The sequence below is a fragment of the Methylobacterium aquaticum genome (assembly GCF_016804325.1).
Taxonomy (GTDB): domain Bacteria; phylum Pseudomonadota; class Alphaproteobacteria; order Rhizobiales; family Beijerinckiaceae; genus Methylobacterium; species Methylobacterium aquaticum_C.
Genome location: NZ_CP043627.1, coordinates 2,503,999 through 2,525,181, shown reverse-complemented (window position 1 = coordinate 2,525,181; position 21,183 = coordinate 2,503,999). Strand labels below are relative to the sequence as shown.

Here is a 21,183-nt window from a genome sequence, read left to right as displayed (position 1 = left end):
CGTCGCGCACAGCCGCAACCGGCACGTCAGCGCACCGCCGATGGCGCGATCCGCCGCTTGCGGTATAACGGCCGCCATCTGCGAGGATCCCCGGCGTGTCGCCGAGCGGGATCCGCCCCTGAAACGAGTGAGTGTCACGACGTGTCCGATCTGGTCCTTCCCCTCCTCGACCGCGTCCGCATCCCTGCGGACCTGCGCCAGCTGCCCGAGAGCGATCTCACGCAGCTCGCCGCCGAGCTGCGCGCCGAGACCATCGACGCCGTCTCGGTCACCGGCGGCCATCTCGGCGCGGGCCTCGGCGTCATCGAGCTCACCGTCGCCCTCCACTACGTCTTCAACACCCCCGACGACCGCATCATCTGGGATGTCGGCCACCAGGCCTATCCCCACAAGATCCTCACCGGCCGGCGCGACCGCATCCGCACGCTGCGCCAGGGCGGCGGCCTCTCGGGCTTCACCAAGCGCTCCGAGAGCCCCTACGATCCCTTCGGCGCGGCCCATTCCTCGACCTCGATCTCCGCGGGTCTCGGCATGGCGATCGGCCGCGACCTCTCGGACGCCGCCGCCAAGGCCCGCGGCGAGACGCCCCCGCGCCGCAACGTCGTGGCGGTGATCGGCGACGGCTCGATCTCGGCCGGCATGGCCTACGAGGCGATGAACAATGCCGGCGCGCTGAAGTCGCGCCTCATCGTCATCCTCAACGACAACGACATGTCGATCGCCCCGCCGGTCGGCGCGATGTCGTCCTACCTCGCCAAGCTCGTCTCGGGCGACACCTACCGGAGCTTGCGCGACACGGCCAAGCAGTTCGGCCGCCTCCTGCCGAAGGCGCTCTACGACACCGCGGCCCGCGCCGAGGAATATGCCCGCGGCATGCTCGCCGGCGGCGGCACGATGTTCGAGGAACTCGGCTTCCACTACGTGGGCCCGATCGACGGCCACAACCTCGACCACCTGCTGCCGGTGCTCAAGAACGTGCGCGACGCGCCCGACGGCCCGGTGCTGGTCCACGTCGTGACCCAGAAGGGCAAGGGCTACGCCCCGGCGGAAGCCGCGGCCGATCGCGGCCACGCGGTGGTGAAGTTCGACGTGGTGTCGGGCAAGCAGACCAAGGCCAAGCCCAATGCGCCGGCCTATACGCGGGTGTTCGGCGAGAGCCTGATCAAGGCGGCGGATGCCGACGACAAGGTGGTGGCGATCACCGCGGCGATGCCGTCGGGCACCGGCCTCGACCTGTTCGCCAAGGCGCATCCGGAGCGGACCTTCGACGTCGGCATCGCCGAGCAGCACGCGGTGACCTTCGCGGGCGGGCTGGCGACGGAAGGGTTCAAGCCGTTCTGCGCGATCTACTCGACCTTCCTGCAGCGCGGCTACGACCAGCTGGTGCATGACGTGGCGTTGCAGAACCTGCCCGTGCGCTTCGCCCTCGACCGGGCCGGTCTGGTGGGCGCCGACGGCGCGACCCATGCCGGCGCGTTCGACCTGGCGTATCTGTGCTGCCTGCCGAACATGACGGTGATGGCGGCCGCCGACGAGGCCGAGCTGGTCCACATGGTGGCCACCGCCCACGCGCATGACAGCGGCCCGATCGCGTTCCGCTATCCGCGCGGCGAGGGTGTCGGGGTCGAGCTGCCGGAAAAGGGCGAGGTCCTGGAGATCGGCAAGGGCCGGGTGATCCGCCGGCCGGAAGGCGCGCGGGTGGCGTTGCTCAGCCTCGGCACGCGTCTGGCGGAGGCGCTGAAGGCGGCCGAGCGCCTGGAGGCGGCCGGGATCGGCGTGACGGTGGCGGATGCGCGGTTTGCCAAGCCGCTCGACGAGGCGCTGATCCTGGATCTGGCGGCGAGCCACGAGGTTCTGGTGACCCTGGAAGAGGGGTCGGTCGGGGGTTTTGGCGCGATGGTGCTGCACCTGCTGTCGTCGCGCGGTGCGCTCGACGAGGGCAAGGTGCGGGTGCGGACGCTGACGCTGCCGGACAGCTACCAGGACCACGACTCGCCGGAGCGGATGTACGCGGAAGCGGGTCTCGACGCGCCCTCGATCGTCAAGGTCGTGGAAGCGCTGTTGCCGGTCCGCGAGACCGCGGCGGAGCGCGGCGCGCGTCTGCGTCTCGCCTGAGACGTCTCACCGGACGGGTTCGTTTCGGGGCTGAGACGCCGATGCGCGGGCGGCACGCTCGTCCGCGATCGGCCCCTCATGCCTTGCAGGCATGGCGCCGGGCTGGCAGAAGCGGCCCGGCTTCCCGAATTGATGTCACTGCCGGCACGAGCGGGCCTACCGCCCGAGCCGCCGAGAAGGAACGCATGCGAGAAGAACGCATGAACGAGGCCCAGCACAGCAGCCTGTCCCCGGCCGGCGTCGAGCCCGGCCCGGTGCTGATCACCGGTGCCAGCGGCTTCCTCGGACCGGCGCTGGTCGATGTGTTTCGTGCGGCCGGCTTCCCGGTGCGGGTGCTGGTGCGCGCCACGAGCCCGCGCACCAACCTGACCTGGCCCGACGTCGAGATCGTCGAGGGCGACATGCGCGACCCCGAGGCGGCGGCAGCCGGCATGCGCGGCATGCGCTACCTCGTCCATGCGGCGGCGGATTACCGGCTCTGGGCGCCGGACCCGGACGAGATCGTGCGCACCAACCGCGACGGCACCCGGGCCCTGATGCGGGCGGCGCTCGATGCCAGCGTCGAGCGGGTGGTCTATACGTCGAGCGTCGCCACCATCAAGCCGCACGACGACGGCACGCCCGCCGACGAGACCCGGCCGCTGACGCCCGAGACCGCCATCGGCGCCTACAAGCGCAGCAAGGTGGTCGCCGAGCGGGTGGTCGAGGAGATGGTGGCCCGCGACGGCCTGCCGGCGGTGATCGTCAACCCCTCGACTCCGATCGGCCCGCGCGACGTCAAGCCGACCCCGACCGGGCGGATCATCGTCGAGGCGGCGAACGGCAAGATGCCGGCCTTCGTCGATACCGGCCTTAACCTCGTCCATGTTGACGACGTGGCGAAGGGCCATCTCCTGGCCCTGCACAAGGGCCGCATCGGCGAGCGCTACATCCTAGGGGGCGAGGACGTTCTCCTGTCGCGCATGCTCGCCGACATCGCCGGCCTCGTCGGACGAAAGCCCCCGACCGTGAAACTGCCGCGGGCGGCGGTCTATCCGGTGGCCTTCGTGTCCGAGCTGGCTGCGCGCATCACCGGCAAGGCGCCGCTCGCCACGATCGACGGCATCCGGATGTCGCGCTACCGCATGTTCTTCTCCGACGCCAAGGCGCGGGCCGAGCTCGGCTACGCGGCCCGGCCCTACCGCGACGGCCTGTCCGACGCCGTCGCCTGGTTCCGTCAGGCGGGATACATCCGATGACCACCGTCACCGAGGCGCGCTCCGGCAAGGGGCACCGCGACGAGAACTTTCCGGTCGCCTCGCACCTGATCCATCCGCGCCACCGCGGCCCGATCCTGGACTTCTACTATTACGTCCGGGCCGGCGACGACGTCGCCGACAATGCCGCTCTGTCGCCCGAGCAGAAGATCGCGCTCCTCGATCGTCTCGCCGACGCGCTGACCGGCAAGGGACCCGACGACCCGGAAGCCGCCCCCTTGCGCCGTTCGCTCGCCGAGCTCGGATTGCCGCCGCGCCACGCGCTCGAGCTGCTCGACGCCTTCCGGATGGACGCGCACAAGTCGCGCTACGAGACCTGGGACGAGCTGGCGCATTACTGCCGCTACTCGGCGGTCCCGGTCGGCCGCTTCGTCCTCGACGTGCATGGCGAGGATCCGGGCCGGACCTGGCCGACCTCGGACGCGATCTGCACCGCGCTCCAGGTGATCAACCACCTCCAGGATTGCGGAAAAGACTATCGCAACGTCGACCGGGTCTACCTGCCGCGGGAGACGCTCGAGAAGCACGGCGCCCGGATCGAGGATCTGGGGGCCGAGCGCGCCACCCCGGCGCTCCGTGCCGTGATCAAGGACCTGGCGCAACGCTGCCTCGATCTCCTCGAGGAGGGCCGGCCCCTGCCGGATCTCATCGACGACACGCGCTTGGCCATGGAGATCGCCGCGATCCACCGCCTCGCGGTCCTGCTCGCCCGCGGCCTTCTCGTGCGCGATCCGCTGAGCGAGACGGTCCATCACGGCAAGGCCGCCTTCGCGATGACCGCCCTCGGCGCTGCCGCCACGACGCTCGCCCGGCGGCCGTTCCGCCGCCATCTCCATCCGGCCCTGCGGGGAGCCCGCCCGTGACCGCCCTCGCCTCCCAGACCCCGTCCCAAGCCGAGGCGCCCGCCGAGGCCCCGGCCCTGCCGGCCGCCGGCTCGTCGTTCTACACCGCCATGCGTCTGCTGCCGGCCGAGCAGCGCGACGCGATGTACGCGGTCTATGCCTTCTGCCGCGCCGTCGACGACGTGGCCGACGATGGCGGTGCCCGCGAGGTCCGCGCCGCCGAGCTCGACCGCTGGCGCGCCGACATCGACGCCCTCTATGCCGGCCGGCCGGTGCCGCGGACGCAGGCCCTCGTCGGCCCGGTGCGCCAGTTCGGCCTCAGGCGCGAGGATTTCCAGGCAGTGATCGACGGCATGGCGATGGATGCCGAGGCCGACATCGTCGCCCCCGATTCCGCGACTCTCGACCTCTATTGCGACCGGGTGGCGAGCGCCGTCGGCCGCCTGTCGGTGCGGATCTTCGGCCTGCCCGAGGAGCCTGGCATCAGGCTCGCCCACCATCTCGGCCGGGCGCTCCAGCTCACCAACATCCTGCGCGACATCGATGAGGATGCCGAGCGCGGCCGGCTTTATCTACCGGCCGAGCCGCTGGCGGCGATCGGCCTGTCGCACCCGACCCCGGAATCGGCGCTCGCTCATCCGCGTCTCGGAGAGGTCTGCGCCCGGCTCCTCGACGAGGCGCAAGGGCATTACGATGCGTCCTGGGCGATCATGAACGGGCAGTCGCGCCGGGCTACCAAGGCGCCCCGGATCATGGGCGCGGCCTATCACCTGATTCTCGTCGGCCTGCGCAAGCGCGGCTGGGCGGCGCCCCGCGCGCGGGTGAAGCCCGGCAAGCTCGCGCTCGTCGGTGTCCTCCTGCGTCACGCGGTGGTCTGATGGGCACGGTTCACGTTCTCGGCGCCGGCCTCGCCGGCCTCTCCGCCGCCCTGCGCCTCGCCAAGGCCGGCCGGCGCGTCGTCGTGCACGAGGCGGCCAAGCAGGCCGGCGGGCGCTGCCGCTCCTATTTCGATCCGGCCCTCGGGCTGACGATCGACAACGGCAACCACCTGCTGCTCTCCGGCAACCGCGACGCCCTCGACTTCCTGACGCTGGCCGGCGCCCCCGATGGCGTGCTCGCCGGGCCGGACGAGGCCGCCTTCGCCTTCGCCGACCTGGCGACGGGCGAGCGCTGGACCCTGCGGCCGAATGCCGGGCGCCTGCCCTGGTGGGTGCTCGATGCCCGCCGCCGGGTGCCGGGCAGCCGCGCCCGCGACTACCTCGCCCCCCTGGGCATCTTCCGCGGCGCGACGCGCTCGGCCACGATCGGCGAGAGCATGGCCTGCGAAGGGCTGCTGTGGGATCGGCTCTGGCATCCGGTGCTGCTCGCCGCGCTCAACACCGAGCCGCAGGAGAGCGATGCGGGCCTCGCCGCCACGATCCTGCGCGAGACGCTCGGCGCCGGCGGCCGGGCGTGCCGGCCGCTCATCGCCGTCGAGGGGCTGTCGGCGGCCTTCGTCGATCCGGCGCTGACGGCCCTCGCCGCGGCCGGCGCCGAGGTGCGCTTCGGCCGGCGCCTGCGGGCGCTCGGGATCGAGGGCGGGCGGCTGGCCCGGCTCGACTTCTCGGACGGCGCCGAGGAGCTCGGACCCGACGATGCGGCGGTGCTGGCCCTGCCGGCCTGGGTCGCCGCCGACCTGATGCCGGGCCTGAGCGTGCCGCAGAGCCACCGCTCTATCGTCAACGCGCATTTCGCGGTTGTGCCGAAGCCGGGGGCACCGCTGCTGCTCGGCGTCGTCGGCGGCGTGACCGAGTGGCTGTTCTCCTATCCCGACCGGCTCTCGGTGACGATCAGCGGCGCCGACCGCCTGCTCGACGTGCCGCGCGAGGATCTCGCCCGCACGATCTGGGACGAGGTCTCGCGGCTCTCTGGCTTCGCCGGCGAGCCGCTGCCGCGCTGGCAGATCGTCAAGGAGAAGCGCGCCACCTTCGCGGCGACCCCGGCGGAAGCGGCGCGCCGGCCGGGTGCGCGCACGCACATCGAAAACCTGGCGCTCGCCGGAGACTGGACCGCGACCGGCCTGCCGTCGACCATCGAGGGTGCGATCCGCTCCGGCGCGACGGCGGCGCAGGTCCTGACCGGTAACCCTGGCAACGCAGCGTTGCGCGGAGCCGCTTGACGCCGAGGCCCCGTTTCGGGAACAGCGTGGGCGTAAGCGGCGTTTTGTGCGCTGCGAAAAACGATTCGGGATGGCATCATGGGCGGCGGGGCGGAGCCGCCCTCACCAGAGGAAGGCAGAGACACCGTGGGCAAGGTCGAGACGCTGCAACGCAAGAGCACGCAGGACATCACCCTCGACGAGGTCGAGCGGCGGGTCTCGGCCGCGTCCCGGGCGCTGACCCAGCTGGCGCATGCCGACGGGCATTGGTGCTTCGAGCTCGAGGCGGATGCCACCATCCCGTCCGAATACATCCTCTACCACCACTTCCGCGCGTCGATCCCGCCGCGGGAGCTTGAGGAGAAGATCGCCGTCTACCTGCGCCGGACGCAGAGCCCGCTGCATCACGGCTGGGCCCTGGTCCACGAGGGGGCGTTCGACATGAGCGCGTCCGTCAAGGCCTATTTCGCGCTCAAGATGATCGGTGATCCGATCGATGCGCCGCATATGCGCCGCGCCCGCGAGGCGATCCTGCAGCGCGGCGGTGCGGCGCATGCCAACGTCTTCACCCGCACCCTGCTCGCCCTCTACGGCGAGGTGCCGTGGAGCGCCGTTCCGGTCATGCCGGTCGAGGTGATGCTGCTGCCGCGGTGGTTCCCGTTCCACCTCGACAAGGTGTCGTACTGGGCCCGCACCGTGATGGTGCCGCTCTTCGTGCTCCAGGTGAAGAAGCCGCGGGCCAAGAACCCGCGCGGCATCGGCGTGCGCGAGCTGTTCACCCAGGATCCGGAGCGGATCCGGCGCTGGCCCTCCGGCGCCCAGGAATCCTCGCCCTGGCGCCCGGTCTTCGCGGCCATCGACGACATCCTGCGGGTGGTCGAGCCGTTCTTCCCGAAGAAGCCCCGGGCCCGCGCCCTCGACAAGGCGGTGGCGTTCGTCAGCGAGCGGCTCAACGGCGAAGACGGCCTGGGCGCCATCTACCCGGCCATCGCCAATTCGGTGCTGATGTACGAGGCGCTCGGCTACCCCGAGGACCATCCCCTGGTGGCCACCGCCCGGTCGGCGGTGGAGAAGCTCGTCACCGTCAAGGAGCACGAGGCCTACGTCCAGCCCTGCCTGTCGCCGGTCTGGGACACCGCGCTCGCCGCCCACGCCCTGATGGAGGCCGGCGGCCAGGAGAACGAGCGCCAGGCCCGCGCCGCCCTCGAATGGCTGAAGCCCCTCCAGGTGCTCGACATCAAGGGCGACTGGGCGGCCCGCAAGCCGGACGTGCGTCCGGGCGGCTGGGCGTTCCAGTACAACAACGCGCATTATCCCGATCTCGACGACACCGCCGTGGTGGCGATGGCGATGGACCGGGCGCAGACCCGCCTCGGCCCCGGCGAGGGCGGCTCGGACTACACCCAGTCGATCGCCCGCGCCCGGGAGTGGATCGAGGGGCTGCAGAGCCGCGACGGGGGCTTCGCCGCCTTCGACGCCGACAACACCTACCACTACCTCAACTACATCCCGTTCTCCGACCACGGGGCGCTCCTCGACCCGCCGACCGCCGACGTCACCGCCCGCTGCATCTCGATGCTGGCTCAGCTCGGCGAGACGAAGGATACCAGCCCCGTCCTCGCCCGGGCCGTCGACTACCTGCTCGCCGACCAGGAGGAGGACGGCAGCTGGTACGGCCGCTGGGGCATGAACTACATCTACGGCACCTGGTCGGCGCTCTGCGCCCTGAACGCCGCCGGCCACGATCCGGCCTCCGCGCCGATCCGCAAGGCGGTGGAGTGGCTGGTCGGGATCCAGAACCCGGATGGCGGCTGGGGCGAGGACGCGGCGAGCTACAAGCTCGAATATCGCGGCTACGAGCGCGCCGGCAGCACCGCGTCGCAGACCGCCTGGGCGCTGATCGCCCTGATGGCGGCCGGCGAGGCCGACCACCCGGCGGTGGCCCGCGGCGTCAACTACCTCGCCCGGACGCAAGGGGCCGACGGGCTGTGGGGCGAGGAGTTCTACACCGGCACCGGCTTCCCGCGGGTGTTCTACCTGCGCTATCACGGCTACGCGAAGTTCTTCCCGCTCTGGGCGCTGGCGCGCTACCGCAACCTCCAGCGGGGCAACAGCCGCAAGGTCGCGGTCGGAATGTAAGCGAAGGGGCGGAGCCCGCGGCGCAACCGCACCCGCCCGGAACGACCGCCCGGGCTCGGGCATTCCCCGGGCCGGGAGCCCCGCGATGACCCTGTACAGCTACCACATCTCGCACGAGCAATGCCCGCCGCGGGCGCTGCTCGCGCTGGCGCAGCGGGCCGAGCAGGCCGGCTTCGACGGGGCCTTCTCCTCCGACCACCTTCAGCCCTGGTCGCCGAGCCAGGGTGAGTCCGGCTTCGCCTGGGCCTGGCTCGGCGCCGCCCTGCAGGCGACCGAGCGGCTGACCTTCGGGATCATCTCGGTGCCGGGGGGCTGGCGCTACCACCCGGTGGTACTGGCCCAGGCGGTCGCGACCCTCGGGCAGATGTTTCCGGGGCGGGTGCCGTGGGTGGCGCTCGGCAGCGGCCAGGCGATGAACGAGCGCGCCACCGGCGCGCCCTGGCCCGACAAGGCCGAGCGCAATGCCCGGCTGCGCGAGGGCGCCGAGATCATGCGGGCGCTGCTCGCCGGCGAGACCGTGACCCAGCGCGGGCGTCTCACGGCCGTCGACGCCAAGGTGTGGTCGCTGCCCGAGACTCCGACGCGCCTCGTGGGCGCGGCCACCAGCGTCGAGACGGCGGCCTGGCTCGGCACCTGGGCCGACGGGCTCCTCACCGTCGGGACGAGCCCCGAGACCCTGGGACCGATCGTCGACGCCTTCCGGGAGAATGGCGGCGCCGACAAGCCGGTCTTCCTCAAGATGGACCTGAGCTACGCCCCCGATCCGGCCGAGGCCCTGCATCAGGCCCATGCCGAGTGGCGCTTCAACGCCCTGCCCGCCTCGGTCGCCTGGGAGCTGCCGCGTCCGGCCGATTTCGAGGCCGCCGCCCGGTTCCTGCGGCCCGAGGACATGCACGAGGCGGTGCTGATCTCCCACGACCTGCCGGCCCTGACCGAGCGCATCGCGGCGTGCGCGGCGCTGGGCTTCGACAGCATCGACCTGCATCAGGTCGGCGGCAACCAGGCCGCCTTCATCGACGCGTTCGGCGAGCGGGTGTTGCCGGTGCTCCACGGCCGCAAGGCCCCGGTGATCGAGTTCGACCCGTTCGGGCGCAAGCCTGCGGCGCGGGCGGGGTAGAGCATTCTCCGACGAAGTGGATCCCGGTTTGTCGCAGACAATGCGGCAAATTCGAAGACTTAGAGAGCTTCGCGAGTGCAGCGCGATCGTGAAGTGCTCTCGCCTTCCGGATCGTGTCCGGACATCATTTTTTTCCTGGATCTCCCGGACCCAAATGCGAAAAAGGCGCCCGACCGTCGGGTCGGGCGCCTCATGCCGTCATGCGAACCGGATCAATAGCCGTAATAGAAGCGGCGCGGGCCGCCATACGGCCGCCGCCAGTAGGGCCGCGGGCCGTAATAACCGTAGCGCGGGCCGTAGACCGGCCGCGGCCCGTAGAAAGGCCTCGGTCCGTAGAACGGGCGGCAATAGCCGAAACGGTTCGGGACGAAGCCCGGGCCGCAGCCGCCGGCCACTCTCGTCACGTCCGTCTCCGGCGCGAGCGTGCCTGCCGCGCTAAGACCGATCGGGGCCGCCTGCGCGGTCGATGCAAGACCCAAGCTACCGAGCAGGCCGCCCGCGACGAGCGCGGCCATCCCGAGTCCCTTGCCGAGTCCCTTGACGTGCATCATCGTCGGATCTCTCCTTGCGGGTGAGGGGCGGCCGCGAGGACCGCCCTGCCCCCAGGAAAGGACTAACGACCTGAATGCACGATGAGCGTGCCTGTCGGCTCCCGCTCATCGCGGATTCCCGTCAACGCCCGGGCGTCCGCGGGGCCGGCCCGGAGACCGTCGGATCGGCCGCGGCCCGCATGGCCGCGCCGCGTCCGCGGCCCCGCCGGCTCTGGCCGAGACCGGACGTCTTGGCGAGTTCGGAGCGCTGGGCGGCGTAGTTGGCGGCGACCATCGGATAGTCCGGCGGCAGGCCCCATTTCTGGCGGTACTGCTCGGGCGAGAGCCCGCGCCCGGCGAGGTGGCGCTTGAGCGTCTTGTAGGGCTTGCCGTCCTCGAGGCTGATGATGTGGTCGGGAGTGACGGTCTTGCGGATCGGCACCGGCGGCGTCGCCCGCTCGGGCTCCGGCGCGGGCGCCGCGCCGAGCTGGCTCAGCGAGGTATGCACGGCCGCGATCAATCCCGGCACCTCCGCTGCCGGAACGGAGTTGTTCGCCACATAGGCCGATACGACATCGGCGGCGAGCTCGATCAGGTCGAGCGATCGGGGTGGGTCTTCGTTGGTCATGGCACACCAGATCGAAGTGACAGGCTCAAGAGGACACGTATTATCGCGAGCGTCAACCGCAGTAGGGATGCGTCATAACAGTTTTCGACAGTCGCGATACGAAATAGAAAAAGTATCGCACGCGATTGATCGGACAAGGCCGCGCCGCGCGGGCGGTGGCCGGCCCGGGCGGCGGCGGGGCCACACCTGTCGGGATATCGTGCTAGCCCGTTGGTCCTGACGGTTTTTTCATGGATGGCGGTTTCCCCTCGGGGGGAAATGCCCTAGCTGTTGCTGCACTGCGCCATCCGGCGTCCCGTTCCTGTCTGCACGATTCTCAAGACCTCCCATGACCGACAAGAACCGCCGCTTCCTGGTCGCCGGCACGGCCGCCGGCCTCGCCTCGACCCTGCTGGCGGGCGCCGGGTCCCGCCCCGCCCTCGCCTGGACGGACCAGGATTTCGCCCCCGTCCGGCGCCGGCGCTCCCGCGATCCCGTCCCGGCCGATGACGGCACGTTCTACGACACCCGCGGCCAGGTGCAGCAGGACCCGTATTACCGGGGCGAGCCCGCTCCCGCCGCGGCGCCGGAGGAGGATTCGTTCTGGGGCGGCGGCCGGCGCGAGGTGGCGCCGCAGCCGGGTACGGCCGATCCGAGCCCGACGGTCGTGGTCGATGACGGCCCGATCGACTATGCCCGCGCCTATGCGGCGCTCGACACCGAGCCGTTCCCGGTCCAGGCCTTCCGCTGGCGCAAGGCCAACCCGTCCTTCCTGCGCCAGGAGGTCGCCTATGGCGGCCGTTACGCCCCCGGCACGATCGTGGTCGATCCTAGGGCGCGCCACCTCTACCTGGTCCAGGAGGGCGGACGGGCGCGCCGCTACGGCGTCGGCGTCGGCCGCCAGGGCTTCGCCTGGAACGGCGTGGCGACCGTCAATTCCAAGCAGGCCTGGCCGGACTGGTATCCGCCCAAGGAGATGATCGCCCGCCAGCCGGCCCTGGCCCGCAGCGTGTCGAAGCTCCAGAGCGGCCTCGGCGTTCCGGGCGGCCCGCGCAACCCGCTCGGCGCCCGCGCCCTCTACCTGTGGCAGAACAACAAGGACACGCTCTACCGCATCCACGGCACCACCGAGCCGGAGAGCATCGGCCGCAGCGTCTCCTCGGGCTGCATCCGGATGATCAACCAGGATGCGATCGACCTCTACGTCCGGGTCCCGGTGGGGGCGCAGGTGGTGGTGCTGGGCTGAGTCCGGCCGATGGCCCGGGACGGCTCTCGCCGCCCCGGACCGAGGCGGGCTGCTCTTATACTAACGGTCGTTGGAAACGACCTTTGGTTCCGTTCTCGAATTTTTGTCAAGCCTCTGGCTTGGCATAGAAAATTCGAGATGGCTCAATGGCCCGATGCGTCAGCATCTTGGGCCATTGGTATTACTGCGGCGGCCGGACCTTCGGGCTCGGGATTGCCTGTGCCGTCGCCGGGTCGGCCAGGATCGCCTTGACGGTCGGCACGGCGGCGGCGGCGGCGACGAGGCCGGTGTTGCGCCGGGCGTAGAGGCCCCAGACGGTGACGATCAGCGTGACCAGCGCGCCGGTCAGCGTGGTGGCGGTGTCGGCATCGATCCAGCCGCGCCCGACGGCGATCCCGCCGCCGAACTGCAGCAGGGTGCGCAGCAGCGCGGTGAGCTGTTCCGGGTTCATGCGATCCTCTCGGGTAAAGGGCGGCTGGTGAAAGCCGGAATCTCCGCCTCAGGCCGCGACGGGCCCGCCGCAGGCGGGGCAGGCCTTCGGTGCCGCGGGCCGATCGGGAGCGGTGTGGAGCGCCAGGGCGGCCGCCCGCACGTCCTCGACCCGGCGGCCCCAACCGCGGCCGAAGCGCGGCCAGTTCGACAGCGCCCGCAGGAACGTCAGCCGTCCGTCACTCAGGGCGTTCACCAGCTCCGGCACGTTCCGGCCTTGGAGCGCGGCCAGCGTCACCGGGCCGAGCCGCCCGTCGTCGGCGATCCCAAGCGCCCGTTGCAGCCCGATCACCGCGCGGCGCGGGCCGCTGTTCACCGCGAAGTCGAACAGCGCGTAATCCAGACCCGCCGGCAGCGCGTCGCCCTGGATCGCGTCCCAGAACCGGCGCCGGTAGATCGGGGCGACGGTCGCGGGTGTCAGCGCCTGCACCTCGGCCCGTGTCGCCGGCCGGCCGAGCTCGAGGCTCAGCGTACCGATCGTGACGCCCAAATTCGTGGCGCCCCCGGGGTCCTGCGGATCGTCCGACCATCCGCCCTCATGTGTCAGGACGAGGATCAGCGCCCGCTCGAACGTCGTCGCGGTCATGCGTCTCTCCAGGGTGTGAAGGGTATGCGCGGCGCGCCGGCCGGGTGGCCCGGGCGCGTGTCAGGCCGCGATCAGAGCGTGGCCGCCTGGCGCCACAGCGCGTCCAGGGCCGCCGCGTCGTAGCCGAGGGCGGCGCCGAGCTGCGCCACCATCGGGTGTCCGCGCTCGAATGCCGTCGCGCCCGACAAGAGCATCCGGGCCGCGAACCGCTCGGCCTCCGGCAGCGCCTCCACCGCCGCGGCGATCGGCGCCGGAAGCTGGCCGGTCATCACCGCCGCCAAGGCCGCGTCGTGCGTGATCGCGCCGGCTTGCGCGAGCGCTTGGAAGAACTGCCGATCGGAGATCGCCGGCAGCGCCCCGGCCGTCACTGGCGCAGACTGGAGCGCGGCGAGCTGCGCCGCCAGGGCATCCCGCTCCGCCACCGCCGCGTCGCGCTCGGCCAGCGCCGCATCCCGTCCCGCCAGCGCCGCCGCGTCGATCCCCGCCAGCACCGTCGAGAGCGGGAACCCCGCGGCTTCCGCCTGCGCCGGGGTCAGCGCCCCGCTCGCCACGAACTGCGCCTCTCGCGCCCCCGGTGGCGTGACGTATTGACCGATGATGACATGCCAAGAGGGAGGCTGCTCATCCCCGACAGGACGGCCACGATACAAGAATTCGTAGAGATAGGGTTCGCTCATCATGTCCTCACGCCGCGACCGGGCTGTCATCCGACAGCCGCCGCCAGTTGCCGTTTGAATAGTATGCAATTACGCCCGTTCCTGCCCCCGCTGCTTCGGATGATTTGCGAGCGTTTGAAGCGTAAATAATCGATCCAACAACACCTGTCGGCATCGTCGCTACAGTATATGCAGCCAATCGCAACAATCCGTTCACATTTACCGATCTGGTGAATGTGGCTACACCCGCGCCATCGAGTTGCAGCGCCATAAGCGACGTGCTGTTTCCATTTAGCACTGATAGCCATAGGCCACCGCCGACGTTTTGTGTTAAGTAGCAGGATATTTCTCCGCCATAATTCGATGCCTTTTCTATTCTTATTGAAGTGGCGCTAGTTCCGTCGCTTCCTGGATTGCTCGCCATCCGCATCACCACGGCGTTCGCGGCGGTCGAGAACGAGGACACCGTCAGGGCGCCGAAGGTCGGGCCGTCGCTGGTGCCGAGCCCGAGCGCAGTGGCGCCCGAGGCTGCCGTGCCGGTGAGGACCGCGCGGCCGGAGGCGCTGGCATCCAGGATTTCGGCCGCCGCCGGTCCGGTGACCGGCTTGCCGGAGGCGCGGACATAATCGACCACGCGCCAGTTGCCCGACGCGTCCGAGACCGCGAGCGCCGTGTCGCCGGCGGCGATGACGAGGCTGGCGCCCCCCGGCAGGACCAGGCTGGCGGCGTTGTGCGTCAGGGTCGCCGCCCCGGTGAAGCGCAACAGGCGCACCCGGTTCGGGCCGGTGCCGAAGCTCGTGACCGTGCCGGACCCGGTCAGCGCGACCCGCAGGCAGCCCAGCCCGCCAAGGTCGACCGTGCTGGCAATCGGAACCGAGGCCTCCACCGCCGTGAGGTCGAGGCCGCCGGTCGCGCGGTCGACCCGCAGCGCCTCGCGCCAAGTGCCGCCGTCCGACGACACCTTGAGCCGAAGGTCGTCGTCGCCGGTGAGACCGAGTTCCGCCCGGCCGGAAAAGCCGGATTGGAACAGTAGCGACAGGGTGTTGCCGGAGGCCTGCTTGTTGAGGGTGTAGCGCAGGTCACCGGTCCCACCCTCGCCGGTGGTGAGGGCCGTCCAGAGCGCCTTGTTCAGCTTGGCGGCGAAGGGGTTCGCGGCATCGGCGGTGGTGCCGAGGCCGAGCCGCGTCAGGTTCTGCAACGCCGTCAGGGTCGAGCGGAACGAGGCCCAGGCCACACCTGTATAGGTGTAGAGGTCTGCCTCGTCCGCCACGAAGGCGAGCCAGCCGGGGCGCGGCACGAAGGAGCGCCACGCCCCGTCCTGGTAGCGCACCACCCGGCCGGCCCAGCCGGTCCACGCTCCGGTGGGGGAGGCAGCCGCGATCAGGTAGCGGTCGCCCTCGGCCGGGCTGGTGGGCGGCGCGGTCAAATCCTTGTCGAGAACCGCGAGCTGGACCAGCGTGTCGAGGGCGACGAGCGCCTCGTTGTGGGTGACGTGCTTTTGCGCCTGCGCCGCTTGCAGCAGCGGCAGGGCGAGGTTGGCGGTTGCTGCGTCAGGCATACAGGGTCGCCCTCAGGGCCGCGCCGCGGCCGTAGGTTGCCGAGACTTGGTGGATGGCGACGGACAGGCTGGTGACCGGCCCGCCGAAATCAGCCGCCTGGTGGGCGGTCGTGTAGGTGACGGCGGGCGCCGACAAGTCGAACGAGCGGAGGACGGTGGAGCCTGCCAGCACGTCGAGGGCGTAGGCCTCGGTTTCCTCGGCCAACGGCACCTCGACCTGTTCCCAGGGGTCGCCGTCGATCCGGGTACGCCGCACCCACGACAGGACCAGGTCGCCCGACGCCGCCCGCACCATCCGGGCCTGCGCCGGGGCGTAGGGGCGCAGGCCCACGCCCCGAAACGCCAGGGTGGCGCCGGTGAAACTCGGATCGTCGGACGGCCGGCCGAGCGGCCCCCAGCGCCAGGCGAGCGGCAGGGTGCGCAGGGACAGCGGCATCCCGGATTGCACCAGCGCATCGGTGAGCACCACGAACGGGCTGCCGGCCGGGGTCGGGGCTCCTAAGGCGAAGTCGGTCCCGAGCTGGCCGCGCAGGAGCGTGGACAGCCGATAGCGCCCGGGCGCGAGCAAGCTGGCTTGCGCCCATTGCAGCACCTCCCATTCCCCGGACGGGGTCAGCAGGGCCGCGACGTTGGCCCCGTTGAGCACGTCGAGTTCGGGGGCCGAGACCAGCTCCACCCCGCGCGGCACCTCCACGTAGACGCTGCTCACCCGGTCCCACCGCGCGCACGGGCCCGGGTAGAGCTCGGCCGTCAGCCGCCCGATGATCGACCGGGCGCCGACCGTCGCGTCGTCCGCGAAGGCCCCGCCGGCGGTCGAGCGCAGGACCGCCACCGGCGACCACGGCGCCGTGTAGGCGGCGAGGTAGGGCGCGTGCGGCACCGCATCCGAGCGCAGGAGCGGCAGGTCGAGGAAGTGGAACAGCGCAACCCCGACCGTCGCCGGCGGCTCGGCCGGCCGCGGCGTCGCGGTGCCGTCCCGGTAGGCGAACACCGCCAGGTCCGTGCGGATGCCGCTCGCCGGCCGGCCCCCTTCCAGGCCGAGGCGGGTCAGCCGGTAATCGGCCCCGCTCCCGGCGAGGGAGAGGGTGACGACATCGCCGGCATCGAGCGCCAGGCAGGACGGCGGCAGGGTGGCCCCGACCTGCTCGCGCTCCACCACGCCCTGATAGAGCAAGGCCTGTGCGATGCCCCGCGCCGCGCCCTCGTCCAGGCAGAGCGGCACCGCCACCCGCTGCACCGCGTTGGCCCGGCCGTTGGTGCGGCGCGCCTCCACGGAAGCCGATTGGTAGCCGCGCTGCGGATCGATGTAGGTGAGCGCCACCACCCCCGGCAGCGCCGTCTCCTCGCCCCGCGTGCGCCGGTAATCGCCGGCGCTGCCCTCCCGCGCCACCAGGTCGTCGGCGGTGAGCTGGAGCGCCGGCGCTCGCGCCAACGGCGCGAAGACCAGGCGCCCGGCCGACTCCGCCGCGTCGAAGAAGAAGCACGTCCGCAGTGGTTCGAGCGAAGCCCGCGGCGTCTGCACCTCCGTGACCGCGTAGCCCTCCACCAGGCCGTAGAGCTGGCCGACATCGATCGGCACGCCGAGCCCCCCGCACAGCTCGGCCACCACATCGGCGATCGGCGCCAGGCCGAGCCGCCCGTTGATCCAGTGGCCGAGGCGGTAGTTGGGTCCGTCGCTCCAGACGGCCGCCTGGCGCGGGAAGTCCGGATAGGGCCGGGCATCCCACGTCCAGACGAACAGCCGCTCGGGATCGACCATCCGGCCGCCATAGACGGCCGAGACCGGGTTGCCGGTGGTGCCCTGCCAGTACGCCAAGGTGGCTTCCAGGTAGGCCCGCTGCGCCGCCGGATCGCGCCGCCCGTTGGAAGAGTAGGGCAGGAAGCTTTCCGACGACTTCGGGTCCACGAAGACGTTCGGCTGGTTCATGCCCTTGTCGATCGCGGCGCAGCCGAGTTCGATGAAGCGGACGGGCTTGGCTTCCGGCACCCACCCCGTTGCGGCGGCCTGGCGCACCCCGCCCGGGCGGTGGCGATGCGGGTTTCCCCACCAGGCGCGCAAATCCTTGATGCGGAAAACCCAGTGCTCACCGTAAGCGGTGTCGGCGATCGGCACCCGGTTCTGTGCGTCGCGATCGGCAGAGGTCGGATAGTACCAGTCGAACAGCTCGCCGGCCGCGACGTTGCCGGCGAGATAACCCGGATCGTAGGGCGACGGCGCGCCGGACGTGAACGTGTTGCCCTTGGCGTCGAGATGGTCGAACCCGTCGCGCCAATCGGCGAGCGGCATGTAATTGTCGATCCCGATAAAGTCGATATTTTGGTTCGACCACAGCGGGTCCAGGTGGAAATAGACATCGTTCGAGCCGTCGGCCGGACGATGATTGGCGTATTCCGTCCAGTCGGCCGAGTAGCCGAGCTTCGTGGCGCTCCCCAGGATCGACCGCGCGTCGGCCGCGAGGCTGACGAGCTGCGCCACCGCCGGATACGTCGAGGCGCTAGAGCGCACGGTGGTGAGCCCAATCATCTCCGAGCCGATCAGGAAGGTATCGACCCCGCCGGCGGCCTCGGCCAGGCGCGCGCAATGCAGGATGAACCGGCGGAAGGAGAATTCCGCCTTGGCGCTGGTGACCGTCCTGCCGTTCCACGCGAGGTCCCCCGGCGCCACGGTGCCGAAGAACGCCGCGACCTGGTCGGCTGCCGCCGCGGTCTTGTCCGGGCTGCCAGGCCGGCCGGGGGCCGGGTGGCAGGTCACGCGCCCGCGCCAGGGGAAGGCGGCTTGCTCCGCCGCCCCATAGGGATCGGGCAGGCCGTTGCCGGCCGGGATATCCATCATCACGAACGGGTAGAGCGTGACGATGTAGCCGCGCTCCTTGAGCGCCCCGATGAGCTGCACCACCGACAGGTCGGACGGCGCGCCGCCAAGCAACGGCGTGCCGGAGGCGCCGCCGCTGACGATGGACGCCGCCGCCCGGTCGATCCCGCCGGCGAGCCATTCCGGCTTGGTGGTCTTACCCGCCGTCTCGGCCTTCGGGACGATGCGGCAGGCGCCAAGCCGCAGGTCGGTGCCGTGCCAGGCGACCACGAGCGAGACGTGGCGGCAGCGCGGCGCCTCGACGGCGAGCTGGTCGAGGGCTTTCAGCGCATCGACCCCGCCCGACACTGTGTTCTGCCCCGCGATCCCGCCGAAGGTCGAGGCGTTGACCGGCACGGTGGCATAGGTGAATTCGCCCATGCTCGGGATCATCGTGACCGCGGTCACCAGCTCCTCGAGGCGCGGCCGGCCGGAGGCGTTGGGCGGGCGCCGGATCACTTCCGCCGTGATGACCGGAACCCGGTTGCCAAAAGCCGCGAGCGGCAAATCCTCGAACACGATGTAGGCCAGGCCGCGATAGGCCGGGGCGCTGTCGGCGCCCTCGACCGCGGCAATCTTCGGGTCCGGCCCCTGCGCCTCGTCGCCGAGATAGACCCGGGCGCCGTAGGCCGAGAGGTTGATCGGCTTGCCGTCCGCGTAGACCTGCCCCACGGCGACGATCGGGCCTTCGCACAGGGCAATCGCCACGCTGACGCTGTAGGAATAGGTGACGTTGAAGGCCTTCTGTCCACCGCCGCCCTTGCCGCCGGAGGATTTGACTTTCTCGACCTTCTGCACCTCCTTGAGCTTGGTCGCCCAGATGATCTGGCCGCCGATGCGGACGCGGCCGAAGACGCGCGCGATGGCGGCGCCTTCGGTCGAGGCGGTGACGTGGAGGTCCGACAGGCGCGGGCCGAGATTGACCTGTGTTTTCGGCTTCGAGCCGAATAGGGCGCGGTCGAGGGCGCTGCCGCCGGCGGCGCCGACCATCTGGCCGATCGCGCCGCCGATCGGGCCGCCGAGGGCCGTGCCGACCGCCTGGCCGACAGTGGACAGGACGAGCGTGCTCACGTCGGGAACTCCGGCGAGGGTTCGGGCGAGGGTTCGGGGAAGCGGAAGGCGTAGGCGATGCGCCGGGACCAGGCCGGCGGGATCCAGGTCTCCACCACGGCGTGGCCGTCATAGGCATGGATCATGTGCGAGGTCCCCGAGAGGATCCCGCAATGCTTGGCCGGGAGGCGGTCGCGCCAGCGGAACAGCAGCACGTCGCCGGGCTCGGCCGCGCCCGGTTCGAGCGGCACCAGGTGGCGGGCTGCGGCGTCCCGCAACGTCTCCTGCCCCCGGTCCTCGGCCCAGCTCGGCGTGTAGGGCGGCGGCGCCTCCGGCTCGGTACCGTACAGCTCGGCATAGACGCCGCGCAGCAGGCCGAGGCAATCGGCGCCGGCGCCCCGGACGCTGGCCTGGTGGTGGTAGGGCGTGCCGAGCCAGGTCCGCGCCAGCACGACGATGCGCGCGCGGGTGTCAGCCGAGGCGGCCTCCGTCATTGTCTGCCCCCTGTACTGCATAGGCCACGGCGTAATCGTTGCCCGGCAAGTCCGGGAAGCCGCGGAAGTTGACGACGTTGGCGAACTTGTCCCGGCAACTCGCCAGGGACTTGTCGCAGCCGGCGACGACCTGGAAGGCGTCGCCGGCGACGATCGGCGCCGGCATCGGCTCCCACAGGTCGAGGGCGGCGAGCGGGCCGATCCGGGCATGCGCCCGCACCTCGACCGCGGCGCCGGCATTGGCCCCGGAGGTCCAGACCAGGCGGCCGGCCTCGAACCAGCCGCTCGCATGGGCGGAAAGCCCGGAGGCGATCAGGCTGCGGGCGCTCCGCACCGTCGCGACCGTGCCGCTGCCGCGCATCGCCGGGGCGGCGGCGTCGATCCGGCAGCGGGCATCGCCGAGGAGCGCGTCGCAGGTGCGCTGGTAGACCCGGCCGCGGGGCTGGTTCAGGCTCTCCGCGAGGCCGCGCACCTCCGCCGTGAAGGCGGTGGGCCCGCGCGAGACCTCGCCGATCGTGCCGGAGAGGACCAGCACCTGGTCGGCCGGGCTTGCCCAATCGACCCGCCAGACCGCGACCGTCGCGCCGTCGAACAGGCCGCGGGCGAGTTCGGATTCGGCGAGGCGCCCGCTGGTGAGGGCGCCGACGATCTCGAGGCTGTCGGGGCTGAGCCCCGTGCCCTGTTCGAGGGCGGTGCCGGTGGCGCCGCTCTCGGCCGAGCAGGTCACGCCGTCGACGGTCAGGTCCTCGTCGTGATCGGTGAAGCCGAGGCGCAGGCCGTCGGTGCGGGTGACGATCCAGCACTGGCACAGGGAGGTGATCCCGCTCGCGAGGCTGGCGGCGAGGCCGGGCGGCAGGGTCTTCATCTGCGGATCTCGATGATCGGGATGTCGGCGACCACGCCCGCGCGCAGGGCCTGATGGTCGATCTCGATGCGGTCGGTGGCGAAGCGCACCGGCACGTCGAAGGTGAAGCCCGCCGTCACCACGGCCCCGAGGCCGGGCGCGGCCGCGAGCGTGACGCGGCCGGTGGTGGCATCGAGCGTGAAGGCGGGGCCTGCGAGCGCCACCCCGCCGACCGCGACCGCGACCGAGCCGGCGACCGGCTTGGTGATCGGGCGGGCGTAAGGCGCGAAGGCGCCGCCATAGGTCTTGGCGAGCTGGAACACCCGCGTGGTCCCGTCGCCGGTACCGAGAACCTGATCGGTGGCCCCGGCTCCCGGCGGGGGGCGCGGAGGCGTGATCGAAGGTGTCGCGCCAGCGAAAGCCGTAGAGGGGCCCGCGTCGTTCCTCGAAGAAGGCGATCAGCAGCGCCACGTCCTCGGCCCGGCGCAGGGCCGGACCGGCATCGTAGCGGCGGCGGGAATGGCGCCAGAGGCTGTTCCTCTCCTCGTCGCCGGAGCCCAGCGTGACGATCTCGGTGCGCCGCTCCGGTCCGCCGCGGGAACCGTAGGACAGGGCGAGGGGGAAGCGCACCTCGTGGAAGGGGCTCGGCATGGTTCTCTCCGGCTC

Annotated in this window: 17 protein-coding genes and 1 pseudogene; 8 read left to right on the top strand and 10 right to left on the bottom strand. The window is 71.4% G+C overall.

The genetic code is table 11. The features are described 5' to 3' along the window. The first annotated feature begins 141 nt into the window (after positions 1–141). The 7 genes from dxs to F1D61_RS11365 all read left to right on the top strand — a co-directional run bounded on the left by dxs (position 142) and on the right by F1D61_RS11365 (position 9,606). On the top strand, positions 142–2,115 hold the full coding sequence (gene dxs, locus F1D61_RS11395; protein WP_203157946.1) for a 1-deoxy-D-xylulose-5-phosphate synthase: 1,974 nt from the start codon (positions 142–144) through the stop codon (positions 2,113–2,115). Between the two features lie 200 nt (positions 2,116–2,315). Further along, positions 2,316–3,353, top strand: coding sequence for a hopanoid-associated sugar epimerase (gene hpnA / locus F1D61_RS11390; protein WP_203157943.1), 1,038 nt, complete (start codon positions 2,316–2,318; stop codon positions 3,351–3,353). Continuing rightward, positions 3,350–4,234: a squalene synthase HpnC gene (hpnC, locus tag F1D61_RS11385; protein ID WP_203157940.1), complete on the top strand. Its 885-nt coding sequence runs from the start codon at positions 3,350–3,352 to the stop codon at positions 4,232–4,234. Before hpnA ends, hpnC begins: the two co-directional genes overlap by 4 nt. Then, positions 4,231–5,091, top strand: coding sequence for a presqualene diphosphate synthase HpnD (gene hpnD / locus F1D61_RS11380; protein ID WP_203157938.1), 861 nt, complete (start codon positions 4,231–4,233; stop codon positions 5,089–5,091). The genes hpnC and hpnD overlap by 4 nt, the downstream gene beginning before the upstream one ends. Next, positions 5,088–6,371: a hydroxysqualene dehydroxylase HpnE gene (gene hpnE, locus F1D61_RS11375; RefSeq protein ID WP_203159018.1), complete on the top strand. Its 1,284-nt coding sequence runs from the start codon at positions 5,088–5,090 to the stop codon at positions 6,369–6,371. The genes hpnD and hpnE overlap by 4 nt, the downstream gene beginning before the upstream one ends. Positions 6,372–6,449: 78 nt before the next feature. Then, entirely contained in the window at positions 6,450–8,489 is a 2,040-nt protein-coding gene (gene shc, locus F1D61_RS11370) for a squalene--hopene cyclase (RefSeq protein WP_203157936.1), read from the top strand. An 85-nt stretch (positions 8,490–8,574) separates the two neighbouring features. Continuing rightward, a complete protein-coding gene (locus F1D61_RS11365) occupies positions 8,575–9,606 on the top strand; it encodes a TIGR03885 family FMN-dependent LLM class oxidoreductase (protein WP_203157934.1) in 1,032 nt (343 codons plus the stop codon). Positions 9,607–9,818: 212 nt separating this feature from the next. Here F1D61_RS11365 and F1D61_RS11360 read toward each other — a convergent pair whose 3' ends face one another. Together F1D61_RS11360 and F1D61_RS11355 are read right to left on the bottom strand one after the other, a co-directional pair. Then, entirely contained in the window at positions 9,819–10,157 is a 339-nt protein-coding gene (locus tag F1D61_RS11360; RefSeq protein ID WP_203157932.1) for a GCG_CRPN prefix-to-repeats domain-containing protein, read from the bottom strand. Positions 10,158–10,278: 121 nt separating this feature from the next. Beyond that, positions 10,279–10,764, bottom strand: a complete 486-nt coding sequence (locus F1D61_RS11355; protein ID WP_203157931.1) for a MucR family transcriptional regulator — start codon at positions 10,762–10,764, stop codon at positions 10,279–10,281. A gap of 328 nt (positions 10,765–11,092) precedes the next feature. Between F1D61_RS11355 and F1D61_RS11350 the strand changes: the two genes are divergently transcribed. Continuing rightward, positions 11,093–11,989: a L,D-transpeptidase gene (locus F1D61_RS11350; protein WP_203157929.1), complete on the top strand. Its 897-nt coding sequence runs from the start codon at positions 11,093–11,095 to the stop codon at positions 11,987–11,989. A gap of 181 nt (positions 11,990–12,170) precedes the next feature. On the opposite strand, the gene F1D61_RS11345 is transcribed toward F1D61_RS11350, so the two are convergent. The 8 genes and pseudogenes from F1D61_RS11345 to F1D61_RS11310 form a co-directional block, all read right to left on the bottom strand. After that, a complete protein-coding gene (locus F1D61_RS11345; protein WP_203157928.1) occupies positions 12,171–12,440 on the bottom strand; it encodes a hypothetical protein in 270 nt (89 codons plus the stop codon). A 48-nt stretch (positions 12,441–12,488) separates the two neighbouring features. After that, complete coding sequence (locus F1D61_RS11340; RefSeq protein ID WP_203157927.1) at positions 12,489–13,064, bottom strand: glycoside hydrolase family 108 protein; 576 nt, start codon at positions 13,062–13,064, stop codon at positions 12,489–12,491. A gap of 71 nt (positions 13,065–13,135) precedes the next feature. Beyond that, complete coding sequence (locus F1D61_RS11335; protein WP_203157926.1) at positions 13,136–13,615, bottom strand: hypothetical protein; 480 nt, start codon at positions 13,613–13,615, stop codon at positions 13,136–13,138. 133 nt (positions 13,616–13,748) lie between these two features. Further along, the gene (locus tag F1D61_RS34100) at positions 13,749–15,278 is read right to left on the bottom strand and encodes a DUF2793 domain-containing protein (protein WP_246775830.1); all 1,530 of its coding nucleotides are present in this window, start codon (positions 15,276–15,278) and stop codon (positions 13,749–13,751) included. Further along, the gene (locus F1D61_RS11325) at positions 15,271–19,200 is read right to left on the bottom strand and encodes a baseplate multidomain protein megatron (protein WP_203157925.1); all 3,930 of its coding nucleotides are present in this window, start codon (positions 19,198–19,200) and stop codon (positions 15,271–15,273) included. Before F1D61_RS11325 ends, F1D61_RS34100 begins: the two co-directional genes overlap by 8 nt. Then, a complete protein-coding gene (locus F1D61_RS11320; RefSeq protein ID WP_203157924.1) occupies positions 19,197–19,673 on the bottom strand; it encodes a DUF6950 family protein in 477 nt (158 codons plus the stop codon). Before F1D61_RS11320 ends, F1D61_RS11325 begins: the two co-directional genes overlap by 4 nt. Further along, positions 19,651–20,538, bottom strand: a complete 888-nt coding sequence (locus F1D61_RS11315; protein ID WP_203157922.1) for a DUF2163 domain-containing protein — start codon at positions 20,536–20,538, stop codon at positions 19,651–19,653. The genes F1D61_RS11320 and F1D61_RS11315 overlap by 23 nt, the downstream gene beginning before the upstream one ends. Then, positions 20,535–21,168 (bottom strand): annotated as a pseudogene (locus tag F1D61_RS11310) (phage distal tail protein, Rcc01695 family). The gene F1D61_RS11315 and the pseudogene F1D61_RS11310 overlap by 4 nt, the downstream one beginning before the upstream one ends. Between the last annotated feature and the right edge of the window lie 15 nt (positions 21,169–21,183).

What these genes read in the sequence shown, in the direction of transcription:
- hpnA (WP_203157943.1), top strand. Translation starts at nt 2,316, where the DNA reads ATGAACGAGGCCCAGCACAGCAGCCTGTCCCCGGCCGGCGTCGAGCCC.
- hpnC (WP_203157940.1), top strand. Translation starts at nt 3,350, where the DNA reads ATGACCACCGTCACCGAGGCGCGCTCCGGCAAGGGGCACCGCGACGAG.
- shc (WP_203157936.1), top strand. Translation starts at nt 6,450, where the DNA reads ATGGGCGGCGGGGCGGAGCCGCCCTCACCAGAGGAAGGCAGAGACACC.
- F1D61_RS11365 (WP_203157934.1), top strand. Translation starts at nt 8,575, where the DNA reads ATGACCCTGTACAGCTACCACATCTCGCACGAGCAATGCCCGCCGCGG.
- F1D61_RS11360 (WP_203157932.1), bottom strand. Translation starts at nt 10,157, where the DNA reads ATGATGCACGTCAAGGGACTCGGCAAGGGACTCGGGATGGCCGCGCTC.
- F1D61_RS11355 (WP_203157931.1), bottom strand. Translation starts at nt 10,764, where the DNA reads ATGACCAACGAAGACCCACCCCGATCGCTCGACCTGATCGAGCTCGCC.
- F1D61_RS11350 (WP_203157929.1), top strand. Translation starts at nt 11,093, where the DNA reads ATGACCGACAAGAACCGCCGCTTCCTGGTCGCCGGCACGGCCGCCGGC.
- F1D61_RS11345 (WP_203157928.1), bottom strand. Translation starts at nt 12,440, where the DNA reads ATGAACCCGGAACAGCTCACCGCGCTGCTGCGCACCCTGCTGCAGTTC.
- F1D61_RS11340 (WP_203157927.1), bottom strand. Translation starts at nt 13,064, where the DNA reads ATGACCGCGACGACGTTCGAGCGGGCGCTGATCCTCGTCCTGACACAT.
- F1D61_RS34100 (WP_246775830.1), bottom strand. Translation starts at nt 15,278, where the DNA reads ATGCCTGACGCAGCAACCGCCAACCTCGCCCTGCCGCTGCTGCAAGCG.
- F1D61_RS11320 (WP_203157924.1), bottom strand. Translation starts at nt 19,673, where the DNA reads ATGACGGAGGCCGCCTCGGCTGACACCCGCGCGCGCATCGTCGTGCTG.
- F1D61_RS11315 (WP_203157922.1), bottom strand. Translation starts at nt 20,538, where the DNA reads ATGAAGACCCTGCCGCCCGGCCTCGCCGCCAGCCTCGCGAGCGGGATC.